Origin of the sequence: Pseudomonas sp. PAMC 29040 (assembly GCF_003994535.1) — a bacterium.
Lineage (GTDB): Bacteria > Pseudomonadota > Gammaproteobacteria > Pseudomonadales > Pseudomonadaceae > Aquipseudomonas > Aquipseudomonas paraversuta.
In genome coordinates, this window is sequence record NZ_RZAA01000004.1 from 1 (window position 1) to 18,185 (window position 18,185).

Genomic DNA, 18,185 nt, shown 5'->3' on the forward strand with positions numbered 1-18,185 from the left:
ATGGTGAGTGAGTCGATATCGATTTACAACAGCGAGCGTCCGCACCAGTCTTTGAAATACAAAACGCCCGATGCAATGCATCGGGCGTTGGGGTGAAACAGGTGTAAACCTATTTCAGGACTAGACAGTCGCACACGACTTCGAGGGTGGCGGTACAACTGAGCAAAAGGCGCGATTACAGGTGGAAATGGCCCGCGGCCTCTGGCTGGTAAAGCACTTTCCTGATCTCGATCCGGCGGGTGCGATCCGAGATTCGCCAGTCGATGGCGTCCCCCTCCTGATAACCCAGAATGGCAGCGCCGATGTCGGAATAGACGGAATGCTTCCCTGCGTTGCTGTCTGCATCTTCAGGGTAAACCAGGGCCACTTCGATCTCTTCGTCGTCCAGCTGCAGCAAGGCCCTGGAGTTCATCGTGACGACATTGCACGCCACCTGCTGCGGCTTGACGACAATGGCTCGCTCAAGCTCATGCTCGAGTTCAACCACGGCCGGGCCTTGCTCGAGCACGATCAGACTCTCCAGCCTGGCCTTGTCGATTTCAGTGATGTAGATCCTGGTGGAGTCGCCAACGGCACCTTCGCGCAACAACTGGCGATAGCGCCCCGCCGTCATGGAAAATGACTTCAATGTCGGGGTTTCGCTCTCGAGCACAAAGCCGCTGCGCACAAAGGCTTTCAGCGAGCGCCCGTTGTCAGGGTGGATCTTGGCGATGAGCTTCTGGGCCCGCATATCGAGGAAGGCCAGTTTCATGCCTTCGCGGATCGTGCGGGCGCCAAGGTTGCGGCCCCATTTGTCACTGTCCCCGATGACCAGGACAATCTCGCAATTGGGCCCGGTCTTGATTAGACGGACAAAGCCCACCGGGGCGTCATGCCGGTCATAGACCATGAAGAATCGGCCGCCTTGGTTGAATAGGTGGGTCAGGATCGGCGATTGAGTCCGATCGATAGCTTGCCCGATGGAGCGAGAGACATGACGCGAATCGCTCAGATAGCAGGTAACGCGCTCATCCTCCAACCAATCCATCAGCGTCAGCGCGTGCGCCCGAGTAATTTCAGGGCATAGAGAAACGAAAGGCTTGTTCATCTTCAACACACATATTTGTAAAAGGATGAAAGCCCTTCATGGCTATGGCCATGACGGTTCTTTCGGCAACCGGCTATCTTAAGACATAACGCGAGTAATGCCGAACAGGGTGGAGGACATTCGACACCGTTCAGCTCTGCCGGCGGGGGCCAAACTCAGGACTATCAGTAACAATCCCTTAACCACCGGCTACAAAAAAGCCCCGATCAGCAACATATGATCGGGGCTTTCTTTTGCCTGCAGCTGGCACCTTGCTGTCACCGTCGTTTGCACGGTAAGTCGAGAATAGCTGGAGGTCTTGAATTGTATGGTGTCCCAGGCGGGGTTCGAACCTGCAACCTTCCCCTTAGGAGGGGGATGCTCTATCCAATTGAGCTACTGAGACAAATCATGTGCACTGCACGCGGTGTGCGGTGCGATCAACGGCGTGCATGGTAACGGGCAAGGCTTTATTTGTCATGTCGTGCGTTGGCTTTTTAACTGTCACAAGCATCGCGTACAAGTCTCGCACCCACAGAGGTCCTGCCCTGCCCCGAATATGCTGCCGTTGCCCAGGCACGCCGGGGCGATCAATTGCAGGCGCCCCGCTGCTGATAAAGGGTCATGAGCACGGTCAAATAATCGTATACAAAATGTCACGTAACGGTGCACCAGAAATTCAAATACTGCTTTTTTGCATCAAAAAGTAACAACCCCGCAAATGGCCATCATCGCCAATCGGCCATGCTTTTATCCCTCGCCTGATCTTCCCGCCCGAAATCTTGAAAAATAAAATCCATATTTTTCAGTCAGATAAATAGCAACTTTGAAATCTTCCGCTGCTGATAGCCACACGCAATTTTTCGCTGGCATGAATATCGCTTACACCCACACGCCACTTGTATACAAAACAGACAAAAACTAAGTACACGTTATTTCGTGGCCTGCGGCATCAAGCAGGCATACCGCGGACTTTCATAACCAGTGATTCTCGCTAGCCGTGACGAAGATTTGTCGAGCCCGTGCTCATGAACAGTCATCACGCTGCAGGTATCAGGAGCTTGCCAGAATGCGTTCAAGACTCTCCCCTACCATCGCTCTGGATTTACCTTCCCCGGTTTCAACCCCCGCCCTCGCTCCTGACAGCGTGTCGTCAACCCTGGCGCTCAGTCCGCGCTTGCACAACAGCGACCTTGCCCCCACCAAAACCGAAGGCCGGCGTTGGGGCAGGTACAGTATTTTTGCGTTGTGGACCAACGATGTGCACAACATTGCCAATTACTCATTCGCCATCGGCCTGTACGCACTGGGCCTGAACGGTTGGGAAATCTTGCTTTCCCTCGGAATCGGCGCGGCCCTGGTGTTCAATTTCATGAACCTGTCGGGCTATATGGGGCAGCGCACCGGGGTGCCTTTTCCGGTGATCAGCCGTATAAGTTTCGGCATTCATGGAGCGCAAATTCCGGCATTGATACGCGCAGTAATCGCTATCGCCTGGTTCGGGATTCAGACCTATCTGGCATCGGTGGTGCTGCGGGTGTTGCTGATCGCGGTTCATCCGGGGTTTGCCGAGTATGACCACAACTCGATTCTTGGTCTGTCGAGCCTGGGCTGGCTATGTTTTGTCGCCATCTGGTTCGTACAGCTGGCGATTCTTGCCTACGGCATGGAAATGGTCCGGCGCTATGAGGCGTTCGCCGGGCCGGTGATTCTGTTGACGGTGATCTGTCTTGCCGGCTGGATGTATTTTCAGGCCAACGGCACCATTGCCTGGTCAAGCCGCGAGCCGTTGAGCACCGGTGAAATGTGGCGCAACGTGTTTGCTGGTGGCGCGCTGTGGCTGGCGATCTACGGCACGATGATTCTTAATTTCAGCGATTTCTCCCGCTCTTCGCCCTGCTGCAAAACGATCAAGGTCGGGAATTTCTGGGGCTTGCCGGTGAATATTCTGGTGTTTGCCGGTATCACTGTCCTGTTGTGCGGCGCGCAATTCCAGATCAATGGAAAAATCATTGAGAGCCCGACGCAAATCATCGCTTCGATTCCCAACACTTTATTTCTGGTGCTGGGCTGCCTGGCGTTTCTGATCGTTACAGTGGCCGTGAATATCATGGCCAACTTTGTCGCTCCGGCATTTGTACTGAGCAATCTGGCACCCAAATACCTGACCTTTCGCCGCGCCGGGCTGATCAGTGCAACCATTGCGGTGCTGATCCTGCCGTGGAATTTGTATAACAGCCCGCTGGTGATCGTTTACTTCCTGTCCGGTCTCGGCGCCCTGCTCGGCCCGCTGTATGGCGTGATCATGGTCGATTACTGGCTGGTACGAAAAGGTCAGGTCGATGTGCCGGCGCTGTACAGCGAAGACCCCAGCGGCACTTACTACTACTCCAATGGCGTCAATCTACGCGCGGTCGCAGCCTTCGTTCCTGCCGCACTGATCGCCATCGTGCTGGCCCTGGTCCCGGGCTTCCACACCGTTTCGCCGTTTTCCTGGCTGATTGGTGCAGGTATCGCGGCGATGCTCTATCTGATCATCGCCAAGCGCCAACCTTATTACGCCCAGGTCAGTGGCGAATCGATTGCCGTCGAGAATGCCAGCCATTGATCTGTCACGGTCTGCCTGGTGCAGACCGCCCCCCCCTCACTTCAAGGAGAGCCCATGCGAATTCTCGTGGTTAATGTCAACACCACTGACAGCATCACCCAGGCCATTGCCCGCCAGGCGCAGTCGGTGGCAGCGCCCGGCACCGAGATCATCGGCCTGACCCCCGCTTTCGGCGCAGAGTCGGTGGAAGGCAATTTTGAGAGCTATCTGGCGGCCATCGCGGTAATGGACTGTGTCATGGCCTATGACCGGCCTTTCGATGCGGTCATCCAGGCCGGGTACGGCGAGCACGGCCGCGAGGGGTTGCAGGAACTGCTTGATGTGCCAGTGGTGGATATCACTGATGCTGCGGCGAGCACGGCGATGTTTTTGGGGCGGGCCTATTCGGTGGTCACCACCCTGGATCGTACCGTCCCGCTGATTGAGGACCGCCTGAAGCTGTCGGGGCTCTGGGATCGTTGTGCGTCGGTGCGGGCCAGTGGCATGGCGGTGCTGGAGCTTGAGGCGTCACCGCACAAGGCGTTGGAAGCCATTGTTCGCCAGGCCGAACTGGCAGTTATCGAAGATAAGGCCGAGGTTATTTGCCTGGGTTGCGGGGGGATGGCCGGGCTTGATGAACGCATTCGCCAGCTTACTGGAGTGCCGGTGATCGATGGCGTGACGGCTGCTGTAACCATTGCCGAATCACTGGTGCGCCTGGGGCTGTCTACGTCCAAGGTACGCACTTATGCAACGCCCCGGCCCAAGGCGATTGCCGGCTGGGCGGCACGGTTCTGCCGATAGCTACGGGCGGCTGACTTACCCATGACTGCATGACTGGCGGGGTGCTGTCGGCAGCTGTCGTGCAATTTGCACTACAGCAAAAAGCCATCATTGCAATCTGCAATCATCCGCCCTTTAAAAACCCACTCAAGATGCTGTTTTATAAGGGTTTTACCCTATAAAAAAGTTGGCACGAAGAGTGCTCTATCAACAGTAATCAGTCCATGCCCTCAGAGATGACCGCCATGAACAGCACTCTTTTACTGTTGAACGCCCTTGGGCTTGCCGTCCTGGTGGCTTTTCACTTTCAACCAGCCCCCACCGCCCCACAGACTGCCGAGCTGGTCACTTACAACAAACCGCTGACCCCCATGCCACAACTGGCTGTGATGACAGAGACCGATCAGGTTGCACCTCGATTGACGGCTGAACGCCCCGTGGCCAGCGCAAATATTCAAGACGAGCGCTGGTTTTTTTAAAGCAGCGCCTGAACAACCCGGGTAAGGCCGTCGACTCGCAGTTACGCCGAGTGGGCAGCAGGGGCCACGCTCGCATCAATAAGCGCCAACAAACCTTGAACGCCCCGGGACAGCGTGGCCGAGTTATTCAGTACCGACACCTGCTCTGCCTGCAGTTCATCAGTGGTATCGAGAAACAATTGATTGCGCTGCAGACGGGCGCTGATTTCAGCCGGTGTCTCCCGGCCACGCGCCAGCAAACGCTGGTGTAGCACCCGGGTATCGACGCAAACCATGATCGCCAGCAGATCCGGGTAACGTTCACGGGCGTTTTTGAGGTAGCCGCGGGAGCCGTTGACCACTACATGGCGCCCGCTATCGAGCCAGTCGTCGATCTGAGCCGGAATCCCGTACTCAAGGCCATTGGCCTGCCAATGCATGGCAAACGCGCCCTCCTCCTTGAGAGACTGAAAGACTTCCCGGGAAACCCCCAGCGCATCCTCTCCCACAGCCTCGCAGGAGCGGGTAATCACTCGCCGGATAACCTCACAGCCGCGCTCGGGCAGATAAGGTCGTGCTGCATCAATCAGGCTGTCCTTGCCTGAGCCCGAAGGGCCCATCAAATAAATCAATTTGCCTGGCATGATTTGGATCTCCCGGAACCTGACTGCCCGTAAACCGAGCCACCCGCAGAATGCGCAAACACATAAGGGCCGGCTAGCGGCTTTCAAGCATTCGTCGTAAAAAACGTGCCAGCGCTGCTTTCGGATGAAGAACACGACTATCAGCTTCCCAAGCCAGTGCAGATTTCCGATAATCGTTACTGGCAAAAAGCCTCTATCCGGTTCAATATTTGTCACAGAATTGACGCCAGGGAAGTGGCGGACTTAAGGCATGATGCGTGCCTCTTAACAATTCAGGTTGAACATTTGGCCACAGGGACGGTCTTAAACCACATCCTGCGGCCAATTCCGAGAACCGCTCCCCTGAACTAACCGGTTAACTATAATGCGCCCATTGAAACAGGCAATTTACTCAAGCCGTACGGCCGACAAGTTTGTCGTACGCCTGCCAGACGGAATGCGCGAGCGCATTGCCGAAGTGGCTCGCGATCATCACCGCAGCATGAACTCTGAAATCATCGCCCGACTGGAGCAAAGCCTTATTCAGGAAGGCAATCTGGGTGAAGAACTCAGCATGCGCCTGGACAGCCCCGAGCTTTCCCTGCATGAGCGTGAACTGCTGCAACGCTTCCGCCAACTCTCCCATCGCCAGCAAAATGCGCTGGTGTCCCTGATTGCTCACGACGCCGAAGCAGCATCCAGCGCGTCCTGACTCAATACAGATACAAAAAAGCCAGCACTGCGCTGGCTTTTTTATGGGCGTTATTTACGCCTGGCTGATCTGGCGCGGGTCATAGCAAGAAGATCGTTGCCAGGCCCAGAAAGATAAAGAATCCACCACTGTCTGTCATGGCCGTGATCATCACGCTTGCCCCCATCGCCGGATCACGCCCCAGTCGGGACAGCGTCATGGGGATCAATACTCCCATCAGCGCAGCCAGCAACAGGTTGAGGGTCATGGCAGCCGTCATCACCACCCCCAGCGACCAGCTGCCATACAGCAGGTAGGCGACGACACCTATCACGCCACCCCACACCAGGCCATTGATCAGGCCTACGGCCAGCTCTTTGCGCATCAGGCGCGAGGTGCTGCCGGTATTGACCTGGTCAAGGGCCATGGCGCGCACGATCATGGTGATGGTCTGGTTGCCGGAGTTGCCGCCAATCCCCGCCACGATGGGCATCAGCGCAGCCAGGGCGACCAGTTTTTCAATGGATCCTTCAAACAGCCCGATCACCCGCGACGCAATAAATGCAGTCACCAGGTTGACCGCCAGCCAGGCCCAGCGGTTACGCAGGGATTTCCAGACCGATGCAAAAATGTCTTCCTCTTCACGCAGACCGGCCATGTTGAGGACTTCGTTTTCACTTTCTTCCCGGATCAGGTCGACCATTTCATCGATGGTCAAACGGCCAATCAGCTTGCCGTTCTTGTCGACCACGGGCGCAGAGATCAAGTCATAACGCTCAAATGCCTGGGCCGCATCGTAGGCATCTTCGTCCGGATGGAAACTTACCGGGTCGCTGGCCATGACTTCAGCCACCTGCTTCTCCGGGTCGTTGACCAGCAAGCGCTTGATCGGCAGCACGCCTTTGAGCACGCCGTCGTAATCGACCACAAACAGTTTATCGGTGTGCCCTGGCAACTCTTTGAGGCGGCGCAGATAACGCAACACCACTTCAAGGCTGACATCCTCGCGGATGGTCACCATCTCGAAGTCCATCAGGGCGCCGACCTGATCCTCGTTATAGGACAGTGCGGAGCGAACGCGCTCACGCTGCTGCCCGTCCAGGGTTTCCATCAGCTCATGGATGACGTCTCGCGGCAGCTCAGGGGCCAGGTCAGCGAGTTCGTCGGCATCCATCTCCTTGGCCGCAGCCAGGAGCTCATGATCGTCCATGTCGGCGATCAGGGTTTCACGTACCGAATCCGAAACTTCCAGCAGGATGTCGCCGTCGCGATCAGCCTTGACCAGCTGCCAGACCGTCAGACGGTCGTTCAGGGGCAATGCTTCAAGGATGTAGGCAACGTCTGCAGAGTGCAGGTCTTCAAGCTTGCGCTGGAGCTCAACAAGGTTTTGCCGGTGGACCAGGTTTTCAACCCGGTCATGGTGCTGGCCTTCCTGACGATGGGTCAGGTCCTCGACCACACGCTGGCGATTAAGCAGCTCAATGACTTGAGCGAGGCGGCTTTGCAGGCTGTCTTGAGTTTTCTTTACTTCAACTTCGGTCATAGGCGAACTCCACTCCCAGCAGCAGGGCACGCCGGAAGGATCAATCAGTCAATTCATGATTGGAAAAACGGGATGCTGAGTTTCTACTGGGTAAGTCCATGGAGGTCTTCCACAAGCCCCGGCGGGGCTGACGGGCGCAATCATACACGGCTTAAAAATTAATGACGCGAAAAATCTCGGTGATAACAACTGCTTGCGCGATGCCTGTGGTCGCTGCCGCAGTACCAACCCCAAACCTCGATCGATCCATTATGGCAGGCGCCTGAGTTTTACGACTGCCGCGCTGCCGATCGCAGCCTGGCGCCTCGACAGTCACTACCGAGAATCCAAATCGCAGACAGCAAAAAGCCCGCACAATGTGCAGGCTTTTTGGTGTTTGGTGCACTCGACAGGATTCGAACCTGTGACCGCTCGGTTCGTAGCCGAGTACTCTATCCAGCTGAGCTACGAGTGCAAGTTGTGTTTGTTAGACCAGACCACCCTGGTTGAAGCAAAGTTAACTGCCGAAGCAACTAACTCTTAAATGGTGCACTCGACAGGATTCGAACCTGTGACCGCTCGGTTCGTAGCCGAGTACTCTATCCAGCTGAGCTACGAGTGCAAGTTGTGTTTGTTAGACCAGACCACCGCTGGTTGAAGCAAAGTTAACTACCGAAGCAACTAACTCTTTAAATGGTGCACTCGACAGGATTCGAACCTGTGACCGCTCGGTTCGTAGCCGAGTACTCTATCCAGCTGAGCTACGAGTGCATTTGAAGCTGCGTATTATAGACCGTTGAATCTCTCTGCCAAGTACTTTTTTCAGTAATTTCAACAACTTACCGAAATGGCTAGATTCGAACGTGCTACTTGAATAAATGGCGGAGAAGGGGGGATTCGAACCCCCGACACCCTTTTGAGATGTACTCCCTTAGCAGGGGAGCGCCTTCGGCCACTCGGCCACCTCTCCGCAACACGGGGCGTATAATAACCAGCCTTTTCCCCGTATGCAACTAAAAACTTAAATAAAATTAGAGACTTGGTTCTTCATCCTTTTCTTTCTTGATCCGCAGGTAGATTTCCTCGCGGTGCACGGCCACTTCCTTGGGTGCATTCACACCAATTCGCACTTGGTTTCCTTTGACGCCGAGCACGGTCACAGTAATTTCGCCATCGCCTATGATCAGGCTTTCCGCACATCGGCGAGTCAGAATCAGCATACGTTTCTCCTCACGCTATTCATTTCAGGGACAACAGTCTGCAAAAAAAAAGGGCTTCGGCCTACTAGCTGAACAGCTATAGCCCGCCGCGCCTTAAGTATTGACCAACATGACGAAAACAGCAGAGTTCGTTCACATCTATCAAAAAACAAAGGGCGCGGATCAACCGCGCCCTCCGGGCAACGCTTTACTCACCCTGTCGGGCAGGAGCGTCCAGTTCAAAAGCGGTGTGCAACGAGCGCACAGCCAGCTCCAGGTACTTCTCTTCGATCACCACCGAGACTTTGATCTCCGAGGTCGAGATCATCAGGATGTTGATGTTCTCCTTGGCCAGCGACTCAAACATGCGGCTGGCAACGCCCGCATGGGAGCGCATGCCAACACCGACGATCGACACCTTGGCAATCTTGGTATCACCCACCACTTCACGGGCGCCAATTTCACGCGCCGTGTTTTCCAGCACCGTCTGCGCTGCAGTGAAGTCATTGCGATGCACGGTGAAGGTGAAGTCGGTGGTGTTATCGTGCGCCACGTTCTGCACGATCATGTCGACTTCAATGTTGGTCGCACTGATCGGGCCCAGAATCTTGAACGCCACGCCCGGAGTGTCAGGCACGCCACGGATAGTCAGCTTGGCTTCATCGCGGTTGAAAGCGATGCCAGAAATGATCGGCTGTTCCATGGATTCCTCTTCATCAATAGTAATAAGGGTGCCAGGACCCTCTTTGAAGCTGTGCAATACGCGCAGCGGAACGTTGTACTTGCCTGCGAACTCGACCGCCCGGATCTGCAACACCTTGGAGCCCAGGCTGGCCATTTCCAGCATTTCTTCGAAGGTGATTTTTTCCAGACGCTGAGCCTGCGCCACAACCCGCGGGTCAGTGGTGTAAACGCCATCGACATCGGTGTAGATCTGGCACTCATCCGCCTTCAAGGCTGCCGCCAGCGCCACACCGGTGGTGTCAGAACCGCCACGGCCCAGGGTGGTGATGTTGCCGTGCTCATCCACGCCCTGGAAACCTGCCACCACAACCACGCGCCCGGCCTTGAGGTCGGCGCGAATCTTCTGATCGTCGATTTGCAGAATCCGGGCCTTGGTGTGCGCGCTGTCCGTAAGGATCCGCACCTGGCTGCCGGTATAGGACACCGCTGGCACGCCGCGCTTGTTCAGCGCCATTGCCAGCAGGCCTATTGTCACCTGCTCGCCCGTGGACAGGATCACATCCAGTTCACGGGGCAATGGCTGATCGCTGATTTGCCTGGCCAGTTCGATCAGGCGATTGGTTTCGCCGCTCATTGCAGACAGCACAATCACCAGGTCATTGCCGGCTTCACGGAACTTCTTAACTTTCTCGGCGACCTGTTCGATTCTCTCGACAGAGCCGACCGAGGTGCCTCCGAATTTTTGTACGATCAAAGCCATTTCAAAGCAGCCTCAGCCCATAAAGGGCGCCCATTTATCATTCAAACGACGCGCCGTAGACGACGGCGCGTGCTGGACCTCAGATACCTTGCTCGACAAATGGCACAGTCAGGGCCAGTGCGGCGTCCAGGGCTGCAGCATCAACACCGCCGCCTTGCGCCATGTCCGGACGACCACCGCCCTTCCCGCCCACTGCCGCAGCGGCCTGCTTCATCAAATCACCGGCTTTGAGTTGGCCAGTCAGGTCCTTGGTTACGCCTGCAACCAGAACGACCTTGTCTTCATGAACACTGCCGAGCAGGATCACTGCACGGCCGAGCTTGTTCTTCAGCTGATCTACCAGCGCCAGCAGCGCCTTGCCATCCTGACCGTCCAGGCGAGCGGTCAACACTTTCACGCCTTTCACATCCACTGCAGACGATGACAGATCATCACCGGCAGCACTTGCGGCCTTGGCCTGCAATTGTTCGAGTTGTTTTTCCAGCTGGCGGTTACGCTCCAGCACAGCCGACAGTTTGTCGACCAGGTTCTCACGCGAGCCCTTGATCAGGCTGGCGGCTTCCTTGAGCTGCTCTTCAGCGGCGTTCAGGTAAGCCAGTGCGGCAGCACCGGTGACCGCCTCGATACGACGAATACCGGAGGCTACACCACCTTCACTGGTAATTTTCATCAGACCGATATCACCGGTGCGATTGGCGTGGATACCGCCACACAGCTCGACCGAGAAATTACCGCCCATGCTCAGCACGCGCACGTTGTCGCCGTATTTCTCGCCAAACAGCGCCATGGCGCCTTTTTGCTTGGCGGTGTCGATGTCGGTTTCTTCAGTCTCGACCGGGGTGTTCTTGCGAATCTCGGCATTGACGATATCTTCCAGCGCCTTGATCTGCTCGGGCTTGATCGACTCGAAGTGGCTGAAATCGAAACGCATGCGCTGACTGTCAACCAACGACCCCTTCTGCTGAACGTGCTCGCCCAGTACCTGGCGCAGGGCCGCGTGCAGCAAGTGGGTAGCCGAGTGGTTCAGCGCCGTGGCATGACGGACTTCAGCATCGACCTGCGCTTCAACGGTTTCGCCGACCTTCAGGCCGCCCGCTGCAACCACACCGTGATGCAGGAACGCGCCGCCGGTTTTAGTGGTATCGCGCACGTCAAAACGGGCACCGCCCGCCTGCAGATAACCGCAGTCGCCGACCTGACCGCCAGATTCGGCGTAGAACGGGGTTTGATCCAGAACCACCACGCCCTCATCACCTTCATTCAGGCTGGCAACAGACTGGCCATCCTTATAGAGGGCAACTACCTTGGCCGGGCTGTGGGTGGCGCTGTAGCCGATGAACTCGGTGGGCACGTCGACCTTGACCAGGGTGTTGTAGTCCAGGCCGAACGAACTGGCCGAACGCGCACGCACACGCTGGGCTTCCATCTCGCGCTCGAAACCTTCTTCGTCCACGGTCAGGTTACGCTCGCGGGCGATGTCGGCGGTCAGGTCCATCGGGAAACCGTAGGTGTCGTAGAGCTTGAACACTACATCGCCCGGCACCACGGTGCCTTTAAGGTCGGCCAGGTCCAGCTCAAGGATTTTCAGGCCTTGCTCAAGAGTCTTGGAGAACTGCTCTTCTTCGGCTTTGAGCACGCGCTCAATGTTGGCCTGCTCGCGCACCAGTTCAGGGAAGCTCGCCCCCATCTCGGCAACCAGTGCCGCGACGATTTTGTAGAAGAAGTTGCCGGTGGCGCCCAGCTTGTTGCCGTGACGGCAGGCGCGACGAATGATGCGGCGCAGCACATAGCCGCGACCTTCATTGGACGGCAGCACGCCATCGGCGATCAGGAAGCTGCACGAACGAATGTGGTCAGCCACCACTTTCAGCGACGCCTGGCCGTCGTTGGCGCAACCAATCGCTTGGGCTGCGGCTTGCAACAGGCTCTGGAACAGATCGATGTCGTAGTTGGAGTTGACGTGCTGCATCACCGCACTGATCCGCTCCAGGCCCATGCCGGTGTCTACCGACGGCGCAGGCAGCGGATGCAACACGCCATCGGCGGTGCGGTTGAACTGCATGAACACGTTGTTCCAGATTTCGATGTAACGGTCACCGTCTTCATCCGGCGAGCCCGGCGGGCCACCCCAGATTTCGGGGCCGTGGTCATAGAAAATTTCGGTGCACGGGCCACACGGGCCGGTATCACCCATGGTCCAGAAGTTGTCCGAAGCGTACGGAGCACCTTTGTTGTCGCCGATGCGGATCATGCGCTCGGCAGGCACGCCGACGTCTTTGGTCCAGATGTCATAGGCTTCGTCATCGCTGGCGTAGACCGTCACCCAGAGCTTGTCTTCAGGCAGCTTCAAGACACCGGTCAGGAAGGTCCAGGCAAAATTGATCGCGTCTTTCTTGAAATAGTCGCCAAAGCTGAAGTTGCCCAGCATTTCGAAAAAAGTGTGGTGACGGGCGGTGTAGCCGACGTTTTCCAGGTCACTGTTCTTGCCACCGGCACGCACGCACTTCTGGCTGCTGGTAGCACGGGTGTATGCCCGTTTTTCCTGACCCAGGAAACAGTCCTTGAACTGGTTCATCCCCGCGTTAGTGAACAGCAGGGTCGGATCGTTGTTCGGGACCAAGGAGCTGGACGGGACACGGGTGTGACCTTGCTCCTCGAAGAAGCGAAGGAAGGCTTCACGGATTTCTGCGCTTTTCATAGGTTCTTCCACGGAGGCTGCGGCCAGAGGCAAGTCAATCACGTCCATCGACAGTGCGACTCGCAAAGGGCCGCATTATATCGGCCCTTCGCCTTGGGTACAGCGTGTTTATACGATAGGCGCAGGCAATTGGACGGCCTGCACACTCATTGTTGGTTAAATTCAGTTAAAACCGAGATTACCTGCTCAATCTGCTGGCGACTGACATCCATGTGCGTGACCATTCGCAGACGCGGTGCGGCACTCAGTTTGATACCACGTTCACCGGCAAATATCTTGAGCGCTTGCGCCCGCTCACCCAGTTGCGCATAAACCATGTTGGTCTGGACCGGCTCAACTTCATAACCGCCAGCACGCAAGCCATCGGCCAGCAGCCGGGCGTGCTCATGGTCATCGGCCAGGCGCTCAACCTGATGGTCCAGCGCGTAAAGCCCCGCAGCCGCCAGCTGACCGGCCTGGCGCATGCCGCCGCCGACCATCTTGCGCAAACGCCGGGCCTTGCCGATCAAGTCCACAGTACCGCACAGCACCGAGCCCACTGGCGCGCCCAACCCTTTGGACAGGCATACCGACACCGAATCGAAATGCCGGGTGATATCCGCCGCATCCACCCCCTGCCTGACGGCAGCGTTGTACAGCCGCGCACCATCGAGATGCAGGCCCAGCCCGTGCTCACGGGTAAGACGACTTGCCGCAGCCAGATACTCCAGTGGCAGGACTTTACCCTGCATGGTGTTTTCCAGCGCCAGCAAGCGGGTGCGGGCAAAGTGAAAGTCATCAGGCTTGATCGCTGCCGCGACCTGATCCAGGTCCAGCGAACCATCCGCCTGTACCTCCAGCGGCTGCGGCTGGATGGAGCCCAGTACCGCCGCACCGCCACCTTCATACTTGTAGGTGTGGGCCTGCTGCCCGACGATGTATTCATCGCCGCGCCCACAATGGGCCATCAGCGCCAGCAGGTTGCTCATGGTGCCCGTGGGCACGAACAGTGCCGCGGCAAAGCCCAGTCTTGAGGCCAGCTCCCACTCCAGCTTGTTCACCATGGGATCTTCGCCATACACATCGTCGCCCAGTGGCGCATTCGCCATGGCCTCGCGCATGCCGCGGCTGGGTTGGGTCACGGTGTCACTACGAAGATCGATAACAGTCATTGAACAAGCCTCGGCAATGGGGGGATCAGCACTTGATGCTAATCGGGGACCTCCCTTGCTAACAAGAGTACTGCGGGCAACCCCGCCATATTCAAGGCGTAACCTGACAATGGACAAATAAAACAATCTGCAAAATCGATGACTATTAGCAAAAAGCAGCAATGCATCTTTAAAACATATGTGATACAAAATGCCCGCCGCCAGAAAGGCTGGCGGCAACGTTCTCAGGGCGGGGTGCAACTCCCCACCGGCGGTAATTGCGCGCAATGCGCATAGCCCGCGAGCGCTTGGCAGGTCCTTCAGCTTTGGCTGATGACCGGCCAAGGTCAGCAGACCCGGTGTGATCCCGGGGCCGACGGTCATAGTCCGGATGAAGAGAGAACGGGATTGGCGCCAAAGGGCCGTCAACCCGGCGGGCTTGTACTGCTGCTTTATTGCCGCGTACAGCCCACCGGAACGCACCCTTAAATCCCATTCGATTCATATGCCCTGTTTTTCACACAAACAGGAGTCAGAACATGCAACCCACCGCAATTCACCACAACGAGCGTGTAGCGTTTATCCAGGCCAGCTGGCACAAAGAGATCGTCGACCAGAGCCGTAAAGGTTTCCTCGCCGAAATGCTGGTGCAGGGTTATCAGGAAAGCGACATCGATTTCTTTGAAGTCGGCGGTGCGTTTGAAATCCCGCTGCACGCCAAACTGCTGGCCAAGACTGGCCGCTATGCCGGTATCGTCGGCGCAGCCCTGGTTGTCGACGGCGGCATCTATCGCCACGACTTCGTCGCCCAGTCAGTGGTCAGCGGCCTGATGCAGGTTCAACTGGAAACCGAAGTTCCGGTGTTCTCGGTCAGCCTGACCCCGCATCACTTCCACGCAGGCGAAGAACACCAGAAGTTTTTCTTCGAGCACTTCGTGCACAAAGGCCAGGAAGCGGCAAAAACCTGCGTCGATACCCTGCAGAAAATTCGCGCTATCAAGCGTATGGATACCCAGCAAAAACGCGCGGTGTAATTCAGGTCAATCGCGATGACTGTTGACGATGGCGCCGTGTTTACCCGATAAACACGGCGCCATCGAGCGCATCGCGAGACAAGCCCGCGCCTATAGCTAAACGAGCACCGCCGCCTTCGCCGGCTCGATAATCATCCCGGCCCGCAAACCATTCTTCACCTTTGGATTGGGGAAGATGATCCGCGCACCCTCCTCCTCGACGATCCAGTGCGTCCTGGGCGTGTCTTGCGCCAGCAAATAGCCCTTGGGCAATTCGCAGAAATTCTCGACATCCGCCGGCAAGTGCAGGACGAAGGCATCACTGTGCTTGATCACTTCGCGAGCCACGCTGAACAGCTGCAGACCTTCCAGCGAAGCATCAGCCAGGGGCGGTTCGGTGCCCTCGATGATCTGCTTCAAACGCAACTCAAGACGCTCGACGTTAACCCCGCCGTTCTGCCCGAAAGGTCGTGCCTTGCCCAGCTCCAGGGTAAAGGCTTCAGCGCCCAGCTGCTCGTAGGTGTAAGCACTGAAGACGATTGAAGGCTTGTTCTGCAGCAGGACCGCTTCCATGCCGGCAGCACGCAGGCGGGCCAGCTCGTCACGGGAATGGACCCGACCTTCTTTGTAGGGATAGAGCGCGAACTGCTCGATCTTCGAACCGCGAATGGCGGTGTGCAGGTCGTAATGAAGGCGGGTACGTTCAGGAAGGCTGAAAAATGTTTCGGCCAGATGTTCAAGTTCGCACGCACGCAAGGCTTCTGGGCCGCTGCTGTTCTCGTGCCGACCGTTGAACAGCCGGTTCAGGTCCTCTTCGACAAACCGCGCGCCGGTGCGCATGGCGCCAGGGTTGCCGAACAGGAACAGAATTCGGGTTCGGGGCTTGATGTCGCCCCGGGCAATGTCATTCAACAGGCGATCGAGCAACTCGATAGGCGCTGTTTCATTGCCGTGGATGCCGGCCGACAACAGCAGATCCATACCATCGTCGCGACCTTCAGGAGGGCGCACTTCAAGTGCCCCCTCGGCCAGCCAGCGCATCCGCACGCCGTCGACAGTCAGTTGAGTCTTCTCGGCCGGTTCACGTCCGGCCAGGGTCAGTTCAAGCAGTTTGCCGAGGGCGAGCATAGAGCATCCTTTATCAGTGGTTGCAGTCTGGGCCGTGAACGTGACCGTCTTCGTCGTCGCCCAGGTCAGCCGATTCCATTTCCAGTTGCAGGCTTACAAGGTTAGTCGCCAATGGGCGCAGCAACAGGTTGGCGTATTCGGCATCGCCTTCCTCAACGTCCACACCGATCAGCAACTGGCCACGGCCGTCTTGCTGAATCCACAGTTCCTTGCCCTGCCACATGACAGCGACGCGGGTGCAGGAGGTTTCCAGCTGGGTGCCGTCGGTATCTTCAAGGATCAGCTTCAGGGTATCGGTCATTATTTAGCTCTCATTTGCGGGTGACGTTGCGTGCCCGGGGCGATAAACCCCGGGCACGCACGTGTTCAATTGATCTGGAACGGGTAAACCGCGCCCAGTTTAAGGATTTGCGTCAGTTCATCCAGTGCCGTCCGGCATTCAAGCAACAATTGCGGGTCTGCCAGATCGCTTTCGCGCAAGGCATCGCGGTAGTGCTTGTTGACCCAACGGGTCAGCGTGTCGTACAGCGCAGGGGTCATGATAACCCCGGGATTGACCGCCGCCAGCTCAGTTTCATTAAGTGCGACCCGCAGCCGCAGGCACGCCGGGCCGCCACCGTTCTGCATGCTTTGCTTGAGGTCGAACACCTTGACCTCGCGAATCGGTCCGCCCGCCGCCGTCAGCCCTTGCAGGTACTGCCACACACGGGGGTTGCTGCGGCACTCTTCGGGCACGATCAACAGCATCGAGCCGTCGGCACGACTCAGCAACTGGCTGTTAAACAGATAAGAGCGCACTGCATCTTCCACTGCTACCTGATCACGGGGCACGCTGATCGACTGGAAGTTGCCACCACGTGCCGCCAGCTTGGCGTGCAGCTCGGCCAGCATCTGCTCGGTGTTGAGAAACGCATCCTGGTGATGGAACAACAACTCGCCATTACCGACAGCGATCACGTCGTTGTGAAACACCCCTTGATCGATCACGTCAGGGTTCTGCTGGGCAAACACTACCCCCTCTTCACTCAGGCCGTGCAGACGCGCCACGGCTTGCGAAGCTTCAAGGGTCTGGCGCGCCGGATATTTTTGCGGCGCCGGGTAGCGGCTGTCGAACGCACTGCGCCCGTATACAAAAAACTCTACCCCCGGCTGGCCATAATCCCGGCAAAACCGCGTGTGGTTGGCCGCACCTTCATCACCAAACTGAGCCACCGCCGGCAATGCCCCGTGGTGCGCAAAATGCTGCGGATCAGCAAACATCGCCCCCAGTACACGGCTGGTGGTCGGATGCTCGATGCTGCGGTGAAATTTGCAATTGAGGTTGGCAGCCGTAAAGTGCACGCGGCCGTCTGCCGTATCCGCGCCCGGGCTGACCGTGGCCGCGTTGGCCACCCACATGCTCGACGCCGAGCAACTGGCGACCAGCAATGGCATTGCTTGCTTCGCGGCGCGCTGGATGACCTGCGCATCGCTGCCGCTAAAGCCCAGGCTGCGCAAAGCGCCGACATCCGGACGTTCCTGAGGCGCCAAAACCCCCTGGACAAAGCCCATGTCCATCAGCGCTTTCATTTTTTCCAGACCCTGCAGCGCGGCTTCCTTTGGATTGGAGGCCTGCTGACTGTTGCTCTGGGAGGCGACGTTGCCAAACGACAGACCGCCGTAGTTATGGGTCGGCCCCACTAAACCGTCAAAATTGACTTCAAAGGACTTCATCGGCGAGGCTCCGGCAAACGGTTGTAATTGGCATGAATCAAAATTCTGAGGCAAACAGGCCCTGATCCTGGAGCCGGCTTGCCAGCGATGCAGGCGACGCGGGGTATCGAACGGACCACGCTGCCTCAAT

The 18,185-nt window shown here is 57.3% G+C and carries 15 protein-coding genes, 5 tRNA genes, 1 pseudogene and 1 riboswitch; of the genes and pseudogenes, 6 read left to right on the forward strand and 15 right to left on the reverse strand.

Annotation, left to right across the window (positions count from 1 at the left end):
• Positions 1 to 124 (forward strand): annotated as a pseudogene (locus WG29040_RS07725) (integrase core domain-containing protein); the annotation flags it as partial.
• 51 nt (positions 125 to 175) lie between these two features.
• On the opposite strand, the gene WG29040_RS07730 reads toward WG29040_RS07725, so the two are convergent.
• Together WG29040_RS07730 and WG29040_RS07735 are read right to left on the reverse strand one after the other, a co-directional pair.
• Positions 176 to 1,087 (reverse strand): bifunctional GNAT family N-acetyltransferase/nucleoside diphosphate kinase regulator, encoded by a 912-nt coding sequence (locus WG29040_RS07730; RefSeq protein WP_127195961.1) that lies wholly within the window; start codon positions 1,085 to 1,087, stop codon positions 176 to 178.
• Between the two features lie 308 nt (positions 1,088 to 1,395).
• A tRNA-Arg gene (locus tag WG29040_RS07735) sits at positions 1,396 to 1,472 on the reverse strand.
• 663 nt (positions 1,473 to 2,135) lie between these two features.
• On the opposite strand from WG29040_RS07735, the gene WG29040_RS07740 reads away from it, so the two are divergent.
• The 3 genes from WG29040_RS07740 to WG29040_RS07750 all read left to right on the forward strand — a co-directional run bounded on the left by WG29040_RS07740 (position 2,136) and on the right by WG29040_RS07750 (position 4,915).
• Positions 2,136 to 3,674, forward strand: coding sequence for an NCS1 family nucleobase:cation symporter-1 (locus tag WG29040_RS07740; protein ID WP_003440916.1), 1,539 nt, complete (start codon positions 2,136 to 2,138; stop codon positions 3,672 to 3,674).
• A gap of 54 nt (positions 3,675 to 3,728) precedes the next feature.
• Positions 3,729 to 4,457 (forward strand): aspartate/glutamate racemase family protein, encoded by a 729-nt coding sequence (locus tag WG29040_RS07745; protein ID WP_003440913.1) that lies wholly within the window; start codon positions 3,729 to 3,731, stop codon positions 4,455 to 4,457.
• 215 nt (positions 4,458 to 4,672) lie between these two features.
• On the forward strand, positions 4,673 to 4,915 hold the full coding sequence (locus WG29040_RS07750) for a hypothetical protein (RefSeq protein WP_177412955.1): 243 nt from the start codon (positions 4,673 to 4,675) through the stop codon (positions 4,913 to 4,915).
• 41 nt (positions 4,916 to 4,956) lie between these two features.
• On the opposite strand, the gene phnN is transcribed toward WG29040_RS07750, so the two are convergent.
• The gene (gene phnN, locus WG29040_RS07755; RefSeq protein WP_127195962.1) at positions 4,957 to 5,538 is read right to left on the reverse strand and encodes a phosphonate metabolism protein/1,5-bisphosphokinase (PRPP-forming) PhnN; all 582 of its coding nucleotides are present in this window, start codon (positions 5,536 to 5,538) and stop codon (positions 4,957 to 4,959) included.
• 364 nt (positions 5,539 to 5,902) lie between these two features.
• Between phnN and WG29040_RS07760 the strand changes: the two genes are divergently transcribed.
• Positions 5,903 to 6,229 carry an Arc family DNA-binding protein gene (locus WG29040_RS07760; protein WP_003440903.1) on the forward strand — a complete coding sequence of 109 codons (327 nt, stop codon included), beginning with the start codon at positions 5,903 to 5,905 and terminating at the stop codon, positions 6,227 to 6,229.
• Between the two features lie 79 nt (positions 6,230 to 6,308).
• Here the strand turns inward: WG29040_RS07760 and mgtE are convergent, their stop codons facing one another.
• The 9 genes from mgtE to ltaE all read right to left on the reverse strand — a co-directional run bounded on the left by mgtE (position 6,309) and on the right by ltaE (position 14,222).
• Positions 6,309 to 7,751 (reverse strand): magnesium transporter, encoded by a 1,443-nt coding sequence (gene mgtE, locus WG29040_RS07765; RefSeq protein WP_003440900.1) that lies wholly within the window; start codon positions 7,749 to 7,751, stop codon positions 6,309 to 6,311.
• 377 nt (positions 7,752 to 8,128) lie between these two features.
• Positions 8,129 to 8,205: transfer RNA gene (locus WG29040_RS07770), tRNA-Arg, on the reverse strand.
• 70 nt (positions 8,206 to 8,275) lie between these two features.
• Positions 8,276 to 8,352 (reverse strand) — tRNA-Arg (locus WG29040_RS07775).
• A 72-nt stretch (positions 8,353 to 8,424) separates the two neighbouring features.
• A tRNA-Arg gene (locus WG29040_RS07780) sits at positions 8,425 to 8,501 on the reverse strand.
• A gap of 108 nt (positions 8,502 to 8,609) precedes the next feature.
• A tRNA-Ser gene (locus WG29040_RS07785) sits at positions 8,610 to 8,700 on the reverse strand.
• A gap of 61 nt (positions 8,701 to 8,761) precedes the next feature.
• Positions 8,762 to 8,950, reverse strand: coding sequence for a carbon storage regulator CsrA (gene csrA / locus WG29040_RS07790; protein WP_003175645.1), 189 nt, complete (start codon positions 8,948 to 8,950; stop codon positions 8,762 to 8,764).
• 187 nt (positions 8,951 to 9,137) lie between these two features.
• Positions 9,138 to 10,373 (reverse strand): aspartate kinase, encoded by a 1,236-nt coding sequence (locus tag WG29040_RS07795; RefSeq protein ID WP_003440896.1) that lies wholly within the window; start codon positions 10,371 to 10,373, stop codon positions 9,138 to 9,140.
• Positions 10,374 to 10,452: 79 nt separating this feature from the next.
• On the reverse strand, positions 10,453 to 13,071 hold the full coding sequence (alaS, locus tag WG29040_RS07800) for an alanine--tRNA ligase (RefSeq protein WP_003440892.1): 2,619 nt from the start codon (positions 13,069 to 13,071) through the stop codon (positions 10,453 to 10,455).
• 146 nt (positions 13,072 to 13,217) lie between these two features.
• Positions 13,218 to 14,222: a low-specificity L-threonine aldolase gene (gene ltaE / locus WG29040_RS07805; protein ID WP_127195963.1), complete on the reverse strand. Its 1,005-nt coding sequence runs from the start codon at positions 14,220 to 14,222 to the stop codon at positions 13,218 to 13,220.
• 216 nt (positions 14,223 to 14,438) lie between these two features.
• Positions 14,439 to 14,609, forward strand: a riboswitch (FMN riboswitch).
• Positions 14,610 to 14,740: 131 nt separating this feature from the next.
• Here ltaE and WG29040_RS07810 point away from each other — a divergent pair.
• Positions 14,741 to 15,235: a 6,7-dimethyl-8-ribityllumazine synthase gene (locus tag WG29040_RS07810; protein ID WP_010655905.1), complete on the forward strand. Its 495-nt coding sequence runs from the start codon at positions 14,741 to 14,743 to the stop codon at positions 15,233 to 15,235.
• Positions 15,236 to 15,331: 96 nt separating this feature from the next.
• On the opposite strand, the gene astE is transcribed toward WG29040_RS07810, so the two are convergent.
• From astE to astB, 3 genes are all read right to left on the reverse strand, one after another.
• A complete protein-coding gene (gene astE, locus WG29040_RS07815; protein ID WP_003440883.1) occupies positions 15,332 to 16,342 on the reverse strand; it encodes a succinylglutamate desuccinylase in 1,011 nt (336 codons plus the stop codon).
• 13 nt (positions 16,343 to 16,355) lie between these two features.
• The gene (locus WG29040_RS07820) at positions 16,356 to 16,643 is read right to left on the reverse strand and encodes a topoisomerase II (RefSeq protein WP_127195964.1); all 288 of its coding nucleotides are present in this window, start codon (positions 16,641 to 16,643) and stop codon (positions 16,356 to 16,358) included.
• A gap of 65 nt (positions 16,644 to 16,708) precedes the next feature.
• A complete protein-coding gene (astB, locus tag WG29040_RS07825) occupies positions 16,709 to 18,055 on the reverse strand; it encodes an N-succinylarginine dihydrolase (RefSeq protein ID WP_010655907.1) in 1,347 nt (448 codons plus the stop codon).
• Between the last annotated feature and the right edge of the window lie 130 nt (positions 18,056 to 18,185).